Here is a 16,284-nt window from a genome sequence, read left to right as displayed (position 1 = left end):
AATTCACGCCATTAATCGCGAGTTTTTTGGTATTTGCTGCATATCCCAATGGCTCACTGCATATTCTAGCAGCGCTTCGGTTGTTAAATCAGCCCATTCCTCCGGCACTGGCTGTCCCAAAAAACCAAGAGCCGCAGCCAGAACGGGGCGCGGATCGCTCATCGGAATGGGTTCAGCGTGATTTTGCTTAGATAGCTTGTTGCCGTCGTGATTTAACGCCAGTGGCAAATGCAGGTAGCGCGGCGTTTGCCAGTTAAACTGGTGATACAGCGCCATCTGTCTGACGGTTGGCTCAATTAAATCAGCGCCGCGTACGATTTCAGTAATACCTTGAAAATGATCGTCAACCACCACCGCCAAATTATAGGCAAACAGTCCGTCACGGCGGTGAATAATAAAGTCTTCTTCAGCCATTGCACGATCGGCAGCCAGCCAACCGTGTAACTCATCTTCAAACCCATACACCGGATGCGTTTGTTCCAGACGTAGCGCCGCATGAGCAGAGCCAAGACCTAACGTTCGGCAATGACCGTCGTAAAATCCGCCTAACGAATGAATACGGCTGCGGGTACAGGTGCAAAAATAGGCTTTGTGTTCATGCCGCAAAAAATCCAGCGCGGCGCGATAGGCATCGTGGCGGTGTGATTGATACAGCACGCTGCCATCCCAATGAAGTTTATAGTGTTCGAGCGTACGCAGAATGCGATCGGCTGCACCGGGAACTTCACGTGGAGGATCAATATCTTCGATGCGAACTAGCCAACGACCCTGTTGCGATCGAGATTGCAAATAACTACCGAGGGCGGCAATGAGCGAACCAAAGTGCAAATCGCCAGATGGAGATGGGGCAAAGCGGCCAATATAGTGATGTGATGGCATTTGGTTTGTGGATTTCGTTACGTTGGCGTCATGCCTCTGTACGGGAAGAATTCACCACGGTGTTGGCTTCCTGCATTAACGCCGTGGTGAGGCTGGGCTGAAACTATCAACGCCCTGATGAGCGTTGAAGGTTCTTGGTATCCCAGATTAACCGGCCATCTGCTTTTCGCGGATTTCGGCCAGAGTTTTACAGTCGATACAAAGATCGGCTGTTGGGCGCGCTTCTAAGCGACGAATACCGATCTCAACACCGCAAGACTCACAGAAGCCGAAATCGTCGTCTTCGACTTTCTTCAGAGTTTTTTCGATCTTTTTGATCAGCTTGCGCTCACGATCGCGGTTGCGCAGTTCTAAGCTGAATTCTTCTTCCTGTGCCGCACGGTCAACCGGATCCGGGAAGTTTGACGCCTCGTCCTGCATATGGGACACAGTGCGGTCAACTTCGTCACGGAGCTGGTTACGCCACGCTTCAAGAATCAGTTTGAAATGAGCCAGCTGGGCTGCATTCATGTACTCTTCGCCTGGCTTCTCTTGGTACGGCTCCACCCCAGCGATGGCGAGAATGCTTAAGGACGACGGTTTACGGTTTTGCCCTTCTTGCATGTTGCTTCTCCTACATAACACGCATTAGCGATCCCCAAACGGGGGAAAAATCAGGCCGCTATAAATAGCAGATGCAGTTCAGGTTGGCAATTATTCCTGCATAATGCTTGACAATGGTGTGAAGGACGGCGTATTTGGCGAGCGGCTCTGCGTTTTTTGTTGTTTTTTTCAACAGAAGACGAAATAGCAGACTCAATACAACCCGAACGGTAGCGGGTTGTTTAGCTCAATTCCTTCCGCGTTTATCTGTGCTCCATAGCATATGACTTCTACGCCTAGCGCACAGGCTTGTGCCAGTAATTCCGCGTATTGCGGGTCAATATGTTGTGCTGGCGCAACTTTCTCAATACCGGTATGCAGCACGGCGAAAAACAGCACTGCGCGTTGTCCGTTTTGAACCTGTTGTGCAAGCTCCCTAAGGTGCTTTTGCCCGCGCAACGTTACCGCATCAGGGAAGTATCCACAGCCCTGTTGCAGTAGGGTGACAGACTTCACCTCAATATAGCAGTCAGGTCGATTTTCTGCCTGTAATAACAAGTCGATACGGCTATTTTCTTCACCGTAGCGCACCTCGGTACGCACTTTTGTGTAACCAGATAATTCTTTTATTCGTCCTGCGGCAATGGCTTCCTGCACTAACGTATTGGCTCGCATAGTATTTACGCAAATCCAATGCCCTTGCTGAGTTTGGGTTAGCTCCCAAGAATGAGCATACTTTCGTTTGAGATTATCCGAAGTGGAATACCACACGGTATCGCCGGGCGTTGCACATCCCGTCATGGCGCCGGTATTCGCACAGTGCATTGTCATTTCGCTACCGTCAGTCAGTTGAACGTCAGCGAGAAAACGTTTATAGCGTTGAATGAGGCGGCCTGATTGGAGTGGAGGAGCAAAAAGCATGGGTTTCCTCTGTTTCTTTCTATTATATAGATCAAGATTATTCTGAAAGTTCAGAACCGCGTTTTGTTTGCGTGATTAATGGCCAACATGCGATCTGATCATACCGAGTGCGTCCGCGCCGAAATTCAGAGGAGTAGAGCGCAAAGTGTTCAAATGCTACGGGCCAATGAAAACCTGATGGCGGTATTGCCACCGTTTTTGTCGCACCCCGTAACAGCGTAACATGAGGGTGAAAGGGGAAAGGACTTTGATAGCACCCACTACGAGCGGCCTGTGAGCGCAAAAGTTCAGCTAATTGCAGTAACCCACGTGGTGCTCGGCGTGAGCCAAGCCATACAACCCCAGCGCCGGGCCAGTGGCCCGCATCGTCCAAATCAAGACTAAACGCAGGCTGTTTGATGCGAGAAGCCATATTTTGTAATGCCAGCGATTTTTGTTCGCTCACCTCGCCGAGAAAAGCCAATGTGATATGCAGATTGGCCGCAGCAATCGGACGCCCAGCTTCCGGTGGAAACTGCTCTGCACGCCATTTCACCAGCGCTCGCTGGGTTTTTGGCGGTAATGGCAGGGCAAAAAATAGTCGGCGGGTATCAGACATGCGTTCTCATTTCTCTTAGTTTCACCGCTGAATGCTACAATGCAGCCCAGCTGATGTTAAAGCATTATACCTCTTATTTTGGAGTCTTCGTGTCCTTACTTCCCGTTGCCGCCGTGCTTGAGCCATTACTGGCCGCCTTACAATCATCTGCTCGGGTGTTACTCAATGCGCCAACAGGTGCGGGTAAATCTACGTGGTTGCCGCTGCAGTTACTGAAAGCCGACTGGCTGGATGGCAAGATTATTATGCTGGAGCCGCGTCGCTTGGCTGCGCGTAGTGTGGCGAATCGTCTTGCTCAGCAGTTAGGTGAAAACGTAGGGCAGACAGTGGGCTACCGTATGCGTGCCGACACAAAGGTGAGTACGCAAACGCGGCTGGAAGTGGTCACTGAAGGTATTTTGACCCGAATGTTACAGCAAGATCCGGAGCTGTCCGGCGTTTCTCTGGTGATTCTGGATGAGTTTCATGAACGTAGCCTACAGGCCGATTTAGCTCTGGCGTTGCTGCTGGATGTACAGCAAGGGCTACGTGATGATTTACGTTTGCTGATTATGTCGGCGACGCTGGACGACGTTCGCTTAACTAAATTGTTGCCGGATGCCCCCGTGATCCGTTCAGAAGGGCGAAGTTTCCCTGTGGTTCGCCGCTATACTCCCGTTTCTGCGCATGAAGGATTGGAGCAATCTGCCTGTAATGCGGTGCTGAATTTGTTACGACAGGAATCTGGCTCTTTATTGCTGTTTTTACCTGGGGTGGGGGAAATTCGACGCACCGCAGAATTGCTGCAGAGCTGTGTTGATGACGATACGGATCTTTGCCCGTTATACGGTGCTTTGCCTTTGTCTGAACAGCAGAAGGCTATCGATCCGTCACCGGCAGGTCGTCGAAAGGTGGTGCTGGCCACTAACATTGCGGAAACCAGTCTGACGATTGACGGTATTCGCTTGGTTATCGATAGCACATTGGAAAGAGCGAGCCTGTTTGATATCCGCAGTGGGCTGACTAAGCTTGTGACACAAAGAGCCAGCCAAGCCTCAATGACGCAGCGTGCGGGGCGCGCTGGGCGTCTCGAACCCGGTATTTGCTGGCATTTGATGGCTGCAGAGCAGGCGGAACGTACCGCTGAATACAGTGAGCCAGAGATCTTACATAGCGATCTGAGCAGCCTATGGCTGAATCTGTTGCAATGGGGATGTACCGACGTCGCTCAGCTTCAATGGCTGGATACTCCCCCGCAGGCCGCCATCTCGGTGGCACAGCGGCTGCTATTTCAATTGGGAGCCGTCAATGAACAGGGGGCTTTAACGGCGACAGGCCGTGTTATGAGCGATGCGGGCAGCGATCCGCGTTTAGCTGCCATGCTGTGTGCAGCGCAGCAGGCAGGAGAAAATGCACTGGCGACGGCGGCTTTGCTGGCCGCGATTATCGAAGAGCCTCCGCGTGGCGGTAACGTCGATCTGCGTAATGCGCTTTATCATCCGCAAAATCATTGGCAGCGGCGTGCGGATCAGCTTTGTCGGCGTTTAGGAAAAGGTCAGGGGACGGTTGAGCCTGAGGAGGCGGCATTTTGGCTTGCGCATGCATATCCCGATCGTATCGCCAATTTACGCGGACAAGATGGACGATATCTGCTGGCTAACGGGCTAGGGGCTGCGATGGAGCCGGACGATGCATTGGCGCGTACGCCGTGGATGATCGTGGCGAATCTATTGCAGGGTGTAAATAACAGTGAAGCGCGAATTTTGCTGGCCTTACCCTGTGATATTGAGCGTCTGGCGCCACGCTTGCCGCATCTCATCAGCGAGCAAACCAGTGTGGAGTGGGATGAATCCAAAGGCACTCTGCGGGCATGGAAACGCCAGCAGTTAGGGCGCTTGGTGCTGAAAGCTCAACCATTGGCAAAACCTTCCGCAGAGGAACTCTCTCAGGCGTTGCTCAATTGGGTTCGTCACCAAGGAATTAGCGCCTTAAATTGGAGCGATTCTGCGCAACAGCTGCGTTTACGGCTACAATGTGCAGCGCAGTGGTTGCCAGACGTTAACTGGCCAGCCGTTGATGATGATAGCCTGCTAGATTCGCTGGAAGATTGGTTGCTTCCGTCTTTGAATGGCGTGCGTGACTTGCGCGGTTTGCAGAATATTAATTTAACCGAGGCTCTGTTAAGTTTGATGGATTGGCCGACCCGCCAACGTCTAGATAGTGCCTTGCCGACGCATTACACTGTGCCGACGGGATCGCATTTGCCCATCCAGTATTTTAGCGATAAACCTCCCGTGTTAGCTGTGCGTTTACAGGAAGTGTTTGGCGAACAGCAAAGTCCTAAGATTGCCGAGGGGCGTGTGGCGCTGGTGTTAGAGCTATTATCTCCGGCTCGTAGACCTTTACAAATTACTCGCGATCTCGCTGCGTTTTGGCAAGGTTCGTATCGTGAAGTGCAAAAAGAGATGAAAGGGCGTTACCCAAAACACGCGTGGCCTGACGATCCGGGTAACGCGCTGCCAACGCGACGCACGAAGCGTTTTCAGTGAATGATTTCCCATACTCAGTGGTGATTCTGGGTGAATTTCAGAGGTTTCCTCTTCCCCCAGTGGACCGTGAGGAACAGATTAGGCGCCAATGCTGGAGAACTGAATAATGTCTAGGGATGATGATCGCGAGCCGATCGGACGTAAAAGTAAAAAGGGGGGGAACCCGCCTTCCCGTAGAACGGCTTCCAATCGCCGCCGCCGTTATGACGACGACGATGATGACTATCGCGATGATTTTCGTCGCAGCTCGGACTATCACGACGAAGACGAGTATGAAGAAGAAGATGATGATTATGAAGATGATGACAGAGAGGACGATGTGGCGCGTAAGAAGGTGAAAAAACCGCGTAAACGCAGACTGCTTGGATTACTGATCAAATTAGCGCTGATCGTCTTTGTACTATTGGCGATTTACGGATTTTATCTTGATCAGCAGATCCGCGCGCGCATCGACGGCAAAGTCTGGCAGTTGCCAGCCACCGTATATGGCCGCATGGTCGATCTAGAACCGGGTATGTCCTACAGCAAAAAAGAGATGGTGAATCTGCTGGAAGGAATGCAATACCGTCAGGTTAGCCGTATTACACGTCCGGGTGAGTTCTCGGTGAACGGCGATAATATTGATTTGCTGCGTCGACCGTTTGATTTTCCGGATGGAAAAGAAGGGCAGATCCACGCGCGTCTGGTGTTCAGCAACGATCGTTTGAGTCAGATCCAGAACATGGACAACCAGCGCCAGTTTGGTTTCTTCCGTTTGGATCCTCGTTTAATCACCATGCTGCAATCGCCGAACGGTGAGCAGCGTCTTTTTGTCCCGCGTAGCGGATTCCCAGACCTGCTGGTGGATACGCTGATCGCAACGGAAGACCGCCATTTCTATGAGCATGACGGGATTAGCTTCTACTCTATCGGTCGTGCCGTGGTTGCCAACCTGACTGCTGGTCGTGCGGTACAGGGTGGGAGTACGTTGACTCAGCAGTTGGTGAAGAACCTGTTCTTGAGTAACGAGCGTTCTCTGTGGCGTAAGATCAATGAAGCTTATATGGCGCTGATCGTCGATTATCGCTACAGCAAAGATCGGATCTTAGAGCTATATCTGAACGAGGTTTATCTTGGGCAAAGTGGGAGCGATCAGATCCGTGGTTTCCCGCTGGCTAGTTTGTATTACTTCGGACGTCCAGTTGATGAACTGAGTCTCGATCAGCAAGCGTTGCTGGTGGGGATGGTGAAAGGTGCTTCGCTGTATAATCCGTGGCGCAATCCTACATTAGCGCTGGAACGTCGTAACTTGGTACTAAAACTGCTCGAAAACCAGCAGGTTATTGACAAAGAACTTTATGACATGCTGAGCGCACGTCCTCTCGGTGTACAGCCTAAAGGTGGCGTGATTTCGCCACAGCCTGCATTTATGCAAATGGTTCGCCAAGAGTTACAGCAGAAACTGGGCAGCAAGATAAACGATCTGTCCGGTGTGAAAATCTTTACCACGCTAGACCCTGTGTCTCAGGATGCGGCAGAAAAAGCGGTAGAGGATGGTATTCCTGCCCTGAAAGCGGCACGTCATGTGAACGATCTTGAAGCCGCAATGGTAATTGTTGACCGCTTCAGCGGTGAAGTTCGTGCGATGGTGGGGGGCGCTCAGCCTCAGTTTGCTGGCTTTAACCGAGCGATGGACGCTCGTCGTTCGGTCGGCTCTCTGGCTAAGCCACCGACTTACCTGACGGCGTTGAGTGAGCCAGATAAATATCGTCTAAACACGTGGCTTGCGGATCAGCCCCTGTCATTGAAGCAACCTAATGGCAGCATATGGCAGCCGAAAAACTACGATCGTCAGTATCGTGGTCAGGTGATGCTGGTGGATGCGTTAGCAAACTCGCTTAACGTACCAACGGTAAACTTGGGCATGTCTGTGGGATTAGATCAAATCAGCGCAACTTTGCAGCGTTTGGGCATTCCTAAGGATGTGATTAATCCAGTTCCATCGATGTTACTGGGGGCTATTAGCCTTACACCAATGGAAGTGGCGCAGGAGTATCAAACGATTGCTGGCGGTGGTAATCGAGCACCGCTATCAGCCGTACGCTCGGTGATTGCAGAAGATGGCACCGTGCTGTATCAAAGCTTGCCACAGGCGCAAAGCGTAGTGCCTCCTCAGGCGGCTTATCTGACATTGTATGGCATGCAGCAGGTCGTGGCTCGTGGAACATCACGTTCTCTTACTGCGAAGTTTGGTAACTATCATTTAGCTGCGAAAACGGGGACTACGAACGATCTGCGCGACAGCTGGTTTGCCGGCGTAGATGGTAAGGAAGTCACTATTGCTTGGGTGGGGCGTGATAACAATGGTCCAGCTAAGCTAACTGGGGCGAACGGAGCTCTAACCTTATATCGCCGCTATCTAGAAAACCAAACTCCTCTGCCGTTGAATTTGGTACCGCCAGAGGGCATTACCACCATGAGTATTGATGGCTCAGGTAACTTTGTGTGTAATGGCGGTGGTTTGCGGACTCTTCCGGTTTGGACAGAGAACCCTGAGGGATTGTGTGCAGCGTCAGCGGCCCAGCAACCTGCCACTCAGTCACAGCAACCTCAGACTGAAGGGCAGCCATCTCAGCAGCCACAGGAACAAAAAGGTAGTGATGGTGTTGCGGGGTGGATAAAAGATATGTTTGGTAGCAACTAGCTACTGCTTGCCGAATAAAATAAAAGCCTCCATTCGTTGGAGGCTTTTTTATTAGTTAAGTCATGAATAATGAGCTTGGTATCAAATGAATTTCCAATGAAATTCCCTGATCGTTAAATAAGCAAAAAACGGGCAGCTTGCGCTACCCGTTGCATTCAATAAGATAAAAATCAGACTAGATTAGAACTGGTAAACTAAGCCAACACCAACAACGTCGTCTGTTGTAATACCCGCAGCACGAGTGAAGTCATTGTCGTTCATTAAGTTGATTTTATAATCAATATAAGTAGACATGTTTTTATTGAAGTAGTAGTAGGTACCGACTTCAATGTAATTTACTAAGGTTTTATTGTCATGGCGGCCATCGCCAGCGATGCTGCCGAGGTCTTTACCTTTGGAGTAAACATAACCTAAGGATGGACGCAGACCAAAGTCGAACTGGTACTGTGCGGTAAGTTCAACGTTTTGCGTTTTGTTGGCAATCTTGGCCTTGGTAAGCTCCCCGTCGTCACTACCGTATGCGGTCATGTTCTGAGTTTGAGCATACATTGCCGCTAAATAAACGTTGTTAGCATCATACTTGGCACCAATGGTCCAAACGTCAGCAGTGTGACCACCTGCAGTAGATTCGAACTCTTGAGCGTGGGTACGGTTTGACGTTGCGAAAGAGGCACCGAAGTTCAGGCCCATCCCGGTATCATAAGTGGTTGAAACACCAAAACCATCACCGTTTTGGGTTGAGGTTTTGCGATCACCATTATTCGTACCGTTGTTGCCTTCAGCGCCGCCATTGTCGTTTGCGCCTTGGTATTGCAGAGCAAAGTTCCAACCTTCAACCAAACCGAAGAAATCACTGTTGCGGTAGGTTGCCATGCCATTGCCACGGGTATTCATGAAGGTGTCGGTTTGCGTGTAGCTATCGCCACCGAATACAGGCAGCATATCGGTCCACGCTTCAACGTCGTACACGACGCCGTAGTTACGACCATAGTCAAATGAGCCGTAGTCACCAAACTTCAGACCAGCAAAACCTAAACGAGTGGCATTACCGCTGGTTCCACCAGTAGAACCGCCTTCGGTGTGGTTTGCTTGAACGTTATATTCCCACTGACCAAAGCCTGTGAGCTGATCGCTGATTTGAGTTTCGCCTCTGAAACCTACACGCAGGTAAGTTTCATCACCATCATCACCTTTGTTTTCAGAAAACTGATGACGGGCATCGACCTTAGCTTCCAAATCTAACTTATTGCCATCTTTATTATAAATTTCTGTAGCATTTGCCATACCTGCCAGTAATAAAGAAGGAATTACCACCGCTAGAATTTTACGCTTCATTATCATTTCCTTGAATTGACGCTTTTGTATTATTCTTATTCCTTATTATTTATAAGGATTCCTTTTAAGACATGAGCAGGATAAGTCGCTTGGTTATTAAATTACAATATGGTTCATAAAATAAATAATTAATTTTGTGACGGGGGCGGTAAATAGTATTGATATCAATATCATTTTGTAATGCTTTAATTTTAACAATGTTTTTATGTTATGGATTTTGTGTTTTCTTACTTAATTTCATTAGTGATTTCATTTATTTAATCTGTGCTTAAATTTAAATGTCATTTAATTTAATTGATATGGGTGATGGAAGAGAACGCGACACGACGAGGGCGAGTCACGCCATATGGATATAGGCAGTTGATGGTTTTCATACTACAAGAAAAAATAAGAAATATACTTTGTATTTTAATTTGTTATTTGTATGCGTTTAATTAAATTATTTTTGCAAACCAAATATAACATCCGCATAACGTTGAACGACATCCTTTTCATATTTTCCTATCCAATAAACCTCCACTTTTGGATAGTTCCTACCTATTGATTTATCCCATAATAAGTTAAAGGTTATTTTTTGTGCCCTTGATTCTTATAAGGACGAAATTTGCTTGAACTTTACATTTGGTTACGCATAAAATGCGATCTTTATAATAATCATTCTCGTTTACTTTATTATTTATCTTTCGCCAGAGAAACCAACATGACTTTACCATCGTTCAAATATTCCCGGACTAAGGTTGCAGTTTCTATTGCTGCTAGCCTAGGCATGTGGGCTACATTCGCCAATGCTGCTGATACAGCTGAAAAAAATCAGGCAGATGACACTATGGTTGTGACTGCCGGCGGCGGTGTTGAGCAGGAAAGCGCATGGGGTCCATCTCCGACAATCGCGGCTAAACGTAGTGCAACAGGGACGAAAACTGATACTGCTTTGGTTAAAACTCCTCAGTCAGTTTCCGTGGTGACTCGCGAGCAGCTTGATACACAGCAGCCAGCGTCAGTCAAAGAAGCATTGAGTTTCACTCCTGGCGTGATGGTAGGAAGCCGTGGTAGTTCCAATGTCTATGATGCTGTTTACATCCGCGGTTTTGGTTCTGTTAACCAAAACGAATATTTGGATGGTTTAAAGCTTCAGGGGGACTATTTTAATGAAGCCTCTATTGACCCATATTTCTTAGAACGCGTTGAAGTATTACGCGGTCCTTCTTCAGTCTTGTATGGTAAGAGCAGCCCAGGTGGGATCGTGTCTCTTGTCTCTAAGCGCCCGACAACAGAACCCCTCCGTGAAGTACAATTCAAGATGGGCAGCAATAGCTTATTTGAAACGGGCTTTGATTTCAGTGATGCGCTTGATGACAACGGTGAATATGCGTTCCGTTTGACGGGGTTAGCAAGTGATGCTAACGATCAGCAAGAAATGGCTAAGGTTAAACGCTATGCAATTGCGCCATCATTCAGTTGGCAACCGAATGAGCATACTAACCTGACGATAATGTCATACATCCAAAACGATCCAAATATGGGCTATTACGGTTGGCTGCCAAAAGAAGGAACCGTCCAGAAAGCGTCTTTTGGTCGTTTGTCTCCTGACTTTAACGAAGGTGAATCAAGCAATTTCTACTCCCGTCAAACTCGTATGGTCGGCTACAGCTTTACCCATGACTTTGATGATACGTGGACTGTGCGACAAAACCTGCGATACATGCAGTTGCATACCAACCAAAATAACGTTTATGGCGTTGGCGTGGATGCAACCAATGATACAGTTCTGAACCGAAACTACATTTTGTCCAATGAACGTTTGAATAACTTCACCGTAGATACTCAGGGACAGGCTAAATTCGGTACTGGCGATGTCGACCACACGCTTTTAATGGGCGTGGACTATATGAATATGCGTAACGATATTGTTGGTGGGTGGGGGACTACAACCCCACTAAACCTTGCTAACCCACAATATGGAAATGACAATCGTAGTCCGTTAAATCCAACAAGCAAAGTCGATGGTCAAGAACAGGTTGGTATTTATCTGCAAGAGCAAGCGGAATGGAATCAATGGATTCTAACTGCAGGTACGCGCTATGACTGGGCAAAGAGTACCGTTGAAGATCGTGTAGCGAATACTTATGGTAAGCAAAATGATCACCAATCTACTAGCAGAATTGGGCTGAACTACCTATTTAATAACGGTATTTCTCCTTATATCAGCTACGCGCAATCATTTGAGCCTAATATCGGTGCTGGCTACGACAAGAAAATGTTCTCTCCCTCTAAAGGGGAGCAGTATGAAGCAGGGGTGAAATACATTCCTGAAGACCGCCCAGTTTCAGCTACTTTGGCTTTGTATCAACTGACCAAGTCGAACAACTTGGTGACGGATACAGAGCATGCCGATAAAGGCTGGTATCAGCAGCAGACTGGCGAAATCCGCTCTCGTGGTGTCGAATTTGAAGGCAAGGCTGCGTTGACCACGAATATTAACCTGTTGGCGTCATATACCTATACGGATGCTGAATACACCAAAGATACGACTAATCAAGGAAATACACCGGCAATTATACCTAAGCACATGGCGTCTCTGTGGGGGGATTACACTTTCCACGAAACAGCGCTGAGTGGGCTATCGGCAGGTGCTGGTGTGCGTTATGTCGGCTCCACTTGGGGTGATGAAGCTAACACGTTCAAAGTCCCTGACTACACGATTTGGAATGCGATGATTAAATACGATCTGGCTCGTTTCAACCTACCTGGTTCATCGGTGGGTCTGAATGTGAACAATCTGTTTGATAAAGAATACGTTTCTAGCTGCTTCGCAACCAATGGCTGCTTCTGGGGCGCAGAGCGTCAGATTGTTGCTACAGCGACATTCCGTTTCTAAGATGTACTCTCAAGGGTGCGGGTCAACCGCACCCGTTCTTTTATACAAAGAACATAAGACTAAAGGTCATACCGCAATTGAGTAAAACGGCGATTTCCACCCCATCTACCTTCGCTTTGCAACAGGTTAGCTTTACTGTCCCAGGGCGCACATTGCTGCAAAATGTCTCTCTTACGTTCCCCCAAGGGCAGGTATGCGGCCTGATTGGTCATAATGGCTCGGGCAAATCTACGTTGTTAAAAATGCTTGGCCGTCACCAATCTCCTAGCGAGGGACAGATTCTGTTAGGCATTAAGCCGCTCGCTGATTGGGACAGCAAGGCGTTTGCGCGTGAGGTTGCTTACTTACCACAGCAACTTCCGGCCGCTGAAGGTATGACCGTGCGCGAATTAGTCGCTATCGGTCGTTATCCTTGGCACGGTGCTTTGGGGCGTTTTCGCAGTGAAGATCGTGAACGAGTGGAAGAGGCAATTGCGTTGGTCGATCTCAAACCTCTGGCTGGACGCTTGGTTGATAGCTTATCCGGTGGCGAACGACAGAGGGCTTGGTTGGCAATGACCGTAGCGCAAAATAGTCGCTGCTTATTGCTTGATGAACCCACTTCCGCACTGGATATTGCGCATCAGGTTGAAGTTCTGGCACTGATCCAACGTCTCAGCCGCGAACGCGGTTTAACCGTTATTGCGGTGTTACACGATATTAATATGGCTGCACGATACTGCGATTATCTCATGGCGCTGCGTTCCGGTGAGCTTATCGCTCAGGGTACACCGGACCAAATCATGCAAGGTGAGGTGTTAGAAAAAATCTACGGTATTCCGATGGGAACGCTGCCGCATCCAAGCGGTGGTGCTCCGGTGAGCTTTGTTTTTTGATGATCGTTTTCTGATGAGCATTACCCATGAGCCGTTTTAACTTTCCCGATTTAGGGCGTCGCCGTTTCGTGATGGCTCTGACTTTATCGCCGCTCTTGCTGCCTCTAGCCGCGCATGCATCGCTAAATTCTAAAACAGAATTTCCCGATCTGAACCGGATCGTGGCGCTCGAGTGGTTACCGATAGAGTTGCTGATGACGCTCGGCATAACACCTCTTGCCGTAGCGGAAATTGCCAATTATCGTTTGTGGGTACAAGAGCCTCAGTTAGCGCCTTCGGTACTCGATCTGGGGAATCGTACCGAACCCAATATGGAATTACTCCAGCAGATCGACCCCTCTCTGATTCTCTATTCTGAAGGCTTTGGTCCGTCGGTGCCAAAGATGCAAACTATCGCCCCGACGATGGGATTCTCCTTTAACGATGGTTCAGGCACACCGCTTAAGCTTGCTAAACAATCGTTGCAGAATCTAGCGGCAAGACTGGGCATTCCAGAACGTGCCACCGCGCATTTGGCGCAGTTTCAGCAACGTTTGGCGCAAAGTAGACAGCGTCTACGTCCTTGGGATAAAACCCCGCTGCTGCTGTTTACGTTGCTGGATGCCGACCATGCGTTAGTTTTTGGCAAAGGCAGTATGTTCCAAGAAGTGATGGATGAACTTGGTTTAAAAAATGCGTGGACGGGGGAAACTAACTTCTGGGGAAGCGCTATTGTCGGCATTGAACAGTTGGCGACGGTATCACCGCAGTCACAGGCTATTTTCTTCAGCCATGGTAATGACGCATTATTTGCTCAGGTACAGCAGACGCCTTTGTGGCAGGCGTTGCCATTTGTTCGTGCCAGAAAAGTGATTAGCCAACCGGGCGTTTGGTTCTACGGAGCGACGCTTTCAGCTATGCGTTTTTGTGATTTGCTTGAATCGGCGCTAGGAGCAAAATCATGAACGCCAGAGTTAATCATTCTCAACGTAAAAATGCCCAACATAGAATCTTGCTTTGGCTGATTCCGCTCTTACTCGCGCTGCCTGCGCTGGCCTTGACGCTGTTTAATTTCCATCACCAGCTACCGGTTAATCAATGGTGGCAGGCGATGACCACGCCCGATATTAATAATATCCAACAGGTTGTGATGCATTACAGCATTTTGCCGCGCGGTGTGGTGTCTCTGCTGGTTGGTGCAGGTCTTGGCCTAGCGGGGCTGCTGTTCCAACAGGTGCTGAAAAACCCACTGGCTGAACCCGCAACGCTGGGCGTTTCTGCTGGTGCGCAGTTTGGTGTGACGGCTGCGATACTGCTGGCTGTAGCCCCCGGAAGTTGGATGATGCAAGTTGCCGCGTTGCTCGGCGCGGTGTTAGTCGCGCTCATCGTGTTTGGATTATCGTGGGGCAAACGTATGTCTCCGGTAACGTTAATCCTTGCAGGCTTGGTCATGGGGCTATACTGCGGCGCACTTAATTCCCTGATGGCGCTGTTTAACTATGAATCGCTACAGGGCATGTTCGTGTGGGCGAGCGGGGCGTTAAACCAGCACGATTGGCATAATGTTACCGACCTTGCTCCGCGCTTGTTGGTCGCCTTCATTCTCTCTGCGCTGCTTATTCGCCCTTTAACGCTCCTTGGTTTAGACGACGGTGTTGCGAAAAATTTAGGTTTAGGTTTGAGCTCTGCGCGTCTCGCGACCTTGGCTTTGGCGGTTTTGATCAGTGCCCAAATGGTGAATGCCGTTGGGGTTATTGGTTTTATCGGTTTGTTCTCCCCACTGCTAGCACGTATCTGTGGCGCTCGCCGTTTGTCTCAACGCCTAGTGATGGCTCCACTGATCGGCGCTTTACTGCTCTGGTTAACCGATCAGGTTGTGCAATGGTTAGCAGTGGTTTGGCATGAAATTCCAACCGGCTCCGCGACCGCGTTGATTGGCGCGCCGGTATTGCTGTGGTTATTGCCTAAGCTGCGAACCCGCGGCAATGTGCCTGATATGAATCAGGGCGACCAAGTCGCGCCGGAGCGTCATCATCTTTGGCGCTGGATGATCGTAGGCATGGTCTTGCTTGCGCTTGCACTGCTCATCGCGCTGCTGTTTGGGCGTGGCAGCGAAGGTTGGTACTGGGCACAGGGCATACAGATTGAAGAGATGATGCCGTGGCGCTGGCCGCGTGTGATTGCCGCGTTAGCGGCAGGCATGATGCTGGCCGTTGCGGGAACCATGATCCAAAAACTCACGGGAAACCCGATGGCGAGCCCTGAGGTTTTAGGTATCACTTCTGGTGCGGCACTCGGCGTATTAGTACTGCTATTGTTGGTTCCGGGCAACGCGTTCGTTTGGCTACTCCCGGCTGGCAGTCTCGGTGCGGCGCTCACGCTACTGTTGGTGATGATTACGTCGAGTCGAAACGGTTTTTCTGCCCAGCGAATGCTGCTGGCGGGGATCGCCGTAAGCACGGTTTTCTCCACGCTCGTTGTCATGGTCTTGGCGAGCGGTGATCCGCGTACAGGGATGCTGCTGACGTGGCTGGCTGGTTCAACCTATGGCGTTGACGGCGCTCAGGCGTTGCGTACCGCTGGAGTGGCTGCGGTATTGATTGCCGTGACTCCGCTTTGCCGACGCTGGCTGATGCTGTTGCCGCTGGGATCTGTCACCGCGAAAGCCGTTGGCGTGGCGCTAATGCCTTCTCGGATAACGATTTTACTGATTGCCTCTGCGCTCACGGCGGCGGCAACGCTGATGACGGGCCCGTTAAGCTTCGTCGGGCTGATGGCCCCCCACATGGCACGTATGTTAGGTTTCAAACGCGCCATGCCACAACTGATGATCGCAGCGCTTATCGGCGGTTTCCTGATGATGTTTGCGGATTGGTGTGGACGAATGGTGATGTTCCCTTACCAAATTCCAGCCGGTTTACTTGCGACCTTCATTGGTGCGCCATACTTTATTTTCTTGCTACGCAAGCAGGCGAGATAGAACTCATTTCAAATAGATAAAAAACTAGCCGCATGGTGCGGCTAGT

The 16,284-nt window shown here is 49.7% G+C and carries 11 protein-coding genes; 6 read left to right on the top strand and 5 right to left on the bottom strand.

Annotated features, from left to right (window positions below):
- Positions 1-3 precede the first annotated feature (3 nt).
- From gluQRS to thpR, 4 genes are all read right to left on the bottom strand, one after another.
- The gene (gluQRS, locus tag K9N75_RS17625; RefSeq protein WP_061059610.1) at positions 4-879 is read right to left on the bottom strand and encodes a tRNA glutamyl-Q(34) synthetase GluQRS; all 876 of its coding nucleotides are present in this window, start codon (positions 877-879) and stop codon (positions 4-6) included.
- A 147-nt stretch (positions 880-1,026) separates the two neighbouring features.
- On the bottom strand, positions 1,027-1,482 hold the full coding sequence (gene dksA, locus K9N75_RS17620) for an RNA polymerase-binding protein DksA (protein WP_004094427.1): 456 nt from the start codon (positions 1,480-1,482) through the stop codon (positions 1,027-1,029).
- Positions 1,483-1,674: 192 nt separating this feature from the next.
- On the bottom strand, positions 1,675-2,382 hold the full coding sequence (gene sfsA, locus K9N75_RS17615) for a DNA/RNA nuclease SfsA (protein ID WP_061059611.1): 708 nt from the start codon (positions 2,380-2,382) through the stop codon (positions 1,675-1,677).
- Positions 2,383-2,419: 37 nt separating this feature from the next.
- Complete coding sequence (gene thpR / locus K9N75_RS17610; RefSeq protein WP_008814559.1) at positions 2,420-2,980, bottom strand: RNA 2',3'-cyclic phosphodiesterase; 561 nt, start codon at positions 2,978-2,980, stop codon at positions 2,420-2,422.
- A gap of 53 nt (positions 2,981-3,033) precedes the next feature.
- Between thpR and hrpB the strand changes: the two genes are divergently transcribed.
- A complete protein-coding gene (hrpB, locus tag K9N75_RS17605; protein ID WP_224451952.1) occupies positions 3,034-5,508 on the top strand; it encodes an ATP-dependent helicase HrpB in 2,475 nt (824 codons plus the stop codon).
- A 106-nt stretch (positions 5,509-5,614) separates the two neighbouring features.
- Positions 5,615-8,191, top strand: coding sequence for a bifunctional glycosyl transferase/transpeptidase (gene mrcB, locus K9N75_RS17600; protein WP_039190115.1), 2,577 nt, complete (start codon positions 5,615-5,617; stop codon positions 8,189-8,191).
- A 180-nt stretch (positions 8,192-8,371) separates the two neighbouring features.
- On the opposite strand, the gene ompC is transcribed toward mrcB, so the two are convergent.
- Positions 8,372-9,526 (bottom strand): porin OmpC, encoded by a 1,155-nt coding sequence (ompC, locus tag K9N75_RS17595; protein WP_224451951.1) that lies wholly within the window; start codon positions 9,524-9,526, stop codon positions 8,372-8,374.
- A gap of 700 nt (positions 9,527-10,226) precedes the next feature.
- Between ompC and fhuA the strand changes: the two genes are divergently transcribed.
- The 4 genes from fhuA (at position 10,227) to fhuB (ending at position 16,238) form a co-directional block, all read left to right on the top strand.
- Positions 10,227-12,404, top strand: coding sequence for a ferrichrome porin FhuA (fhuA, locus tag K9N75_RS17590; RefSeq protein ID WP_008814555.1), 2,178 nt, complete (start codon positions 10,227-10,229; stop codon positions 12,402-12,404).
- A gap of 77 nt (positions 12,405-12,481) precedes the next feature.
- Positions 12,482-13,279, top strand: coding sequence for a Fe3+-hydroxamate ABC transporter ATP-binding protein FhuC (gene fhuC / locus K9N75_RS17585; RefSeq protein ID WP_175320348.1), 798 nt, complete (start codon positions 12,482-12,484; stop codon positions 13,277-13,279).
- 26 nt (positions 13,280-13,305) lie between these two features.
- Positions 13,306-14,223 (top strand): Fe(3+)-hydroxamate ABC transporter substrate-binding protein FhuD, encoded by a 918-nt coding sequence (fhuD, locus tag K9N75_RS17580; protein ID WP_130953883.1) that lies wholly within the window; start codon positions 13,306-13,308, stop codon positions 14,221-14,223.
- Positions 14,220-16,238: a Fe(3+)-hydroxamate ABC transporter permease FhuB gene (fhuB, locus tag K9N75_RS17575; RefSeq protein WP_130953882.1), complete on the top strand. Its 2,019-nt coding sequence runs from the start codon at positions 14,220-14,222 to the stop codon at positions 16,236-16,238. Before fhuD ends, fhuB begins: the two co-directional genes overlap by 4 nt.
- Positions 16,239-16,284 lie beyond the last annotated feature (46 nt).

Origin of the sequence: Hafnia paralvei (assembly GCF_020150375.1) — a bacterium.
In the GTDB taxonomy this organism is placed as follows: domain Bacteria; phylum Pseudomonadota; class Gammaproteobacteria; order Enterobacterales; family Enterobacteriaceae; genus Hafnia; species Hafnia paralvei.
This window is presented reverse-complemented; position numbering and strand designations above follow the sequence as displayed.

Bases quoted from the DNA above. Each gene is read 5' to 3' on its own strand.
- gluQRS (WP_061059610.1), bottom strand. From the start codon at position 879: ATGCCATCACATCACTATATTGGCCGCTTTGCCCCATCTCCATCTGGC.
- dksA (WP_004094427.1), bottom strand. From the start codon at position 1,482: ATGCAAGAAGGGCAAAACCGTAAACCGTCGTCCTTAAGCATTCTCGCC.
- sfsA (WP_061059611.1), bottom strand. From the start codon at position 2,382: ATGCTTTTTGCTCCTCCACTCCAATCAGGCCGCCTCATTCAACGCTAT.
- thpR (WP_008814559.1), bottom strand. From the start codon at position 2,980: ATGTCTGATACCCGCCGACTATTTTTTGCCCTGCCATTACCGCCAAAA.
- hrpB (WP_224451952.1), top strand. From the start codon at position 3,034: ATGTTAAAGCATTATACCTCTTATTTTGGAGTCTTCGTGTCCTTACTT.
- mrcB (WP_039190115.1), top strand. From the start codon at position 5,615: ATGTCTAGGGATGATGATCGCGAGCCGATCGGACGTAAAAGTAAAAAG.
- ompC (WP_224451951.1), bottom strand. From the start codon at position 9,526: ATGAAGCGTAAAATTCTAGCGGTGGTAATTCCTTCTTTATTACTGGCA.
- fhuA (WP_008814555.1), top strand. From the start codon at position 10,227: ATGACTTTACCATCGTTCAAATATTCCCGGACTAAGGTTGCAGTTTCT.
- fhuD (WP_130953883.1), top strand. From the start codon at position 13,306: ATGAGCCGTTTTAACTTTCCCGATTTAGGGCGTCGCCGTTTCGTGATG.
- fhuB (WP_130953882.1), top strand. From the start codon at position 14,220: ATGAACGCCAGAGTTAATCATTCTCAACGTAAAAATGCCCAACATAGA.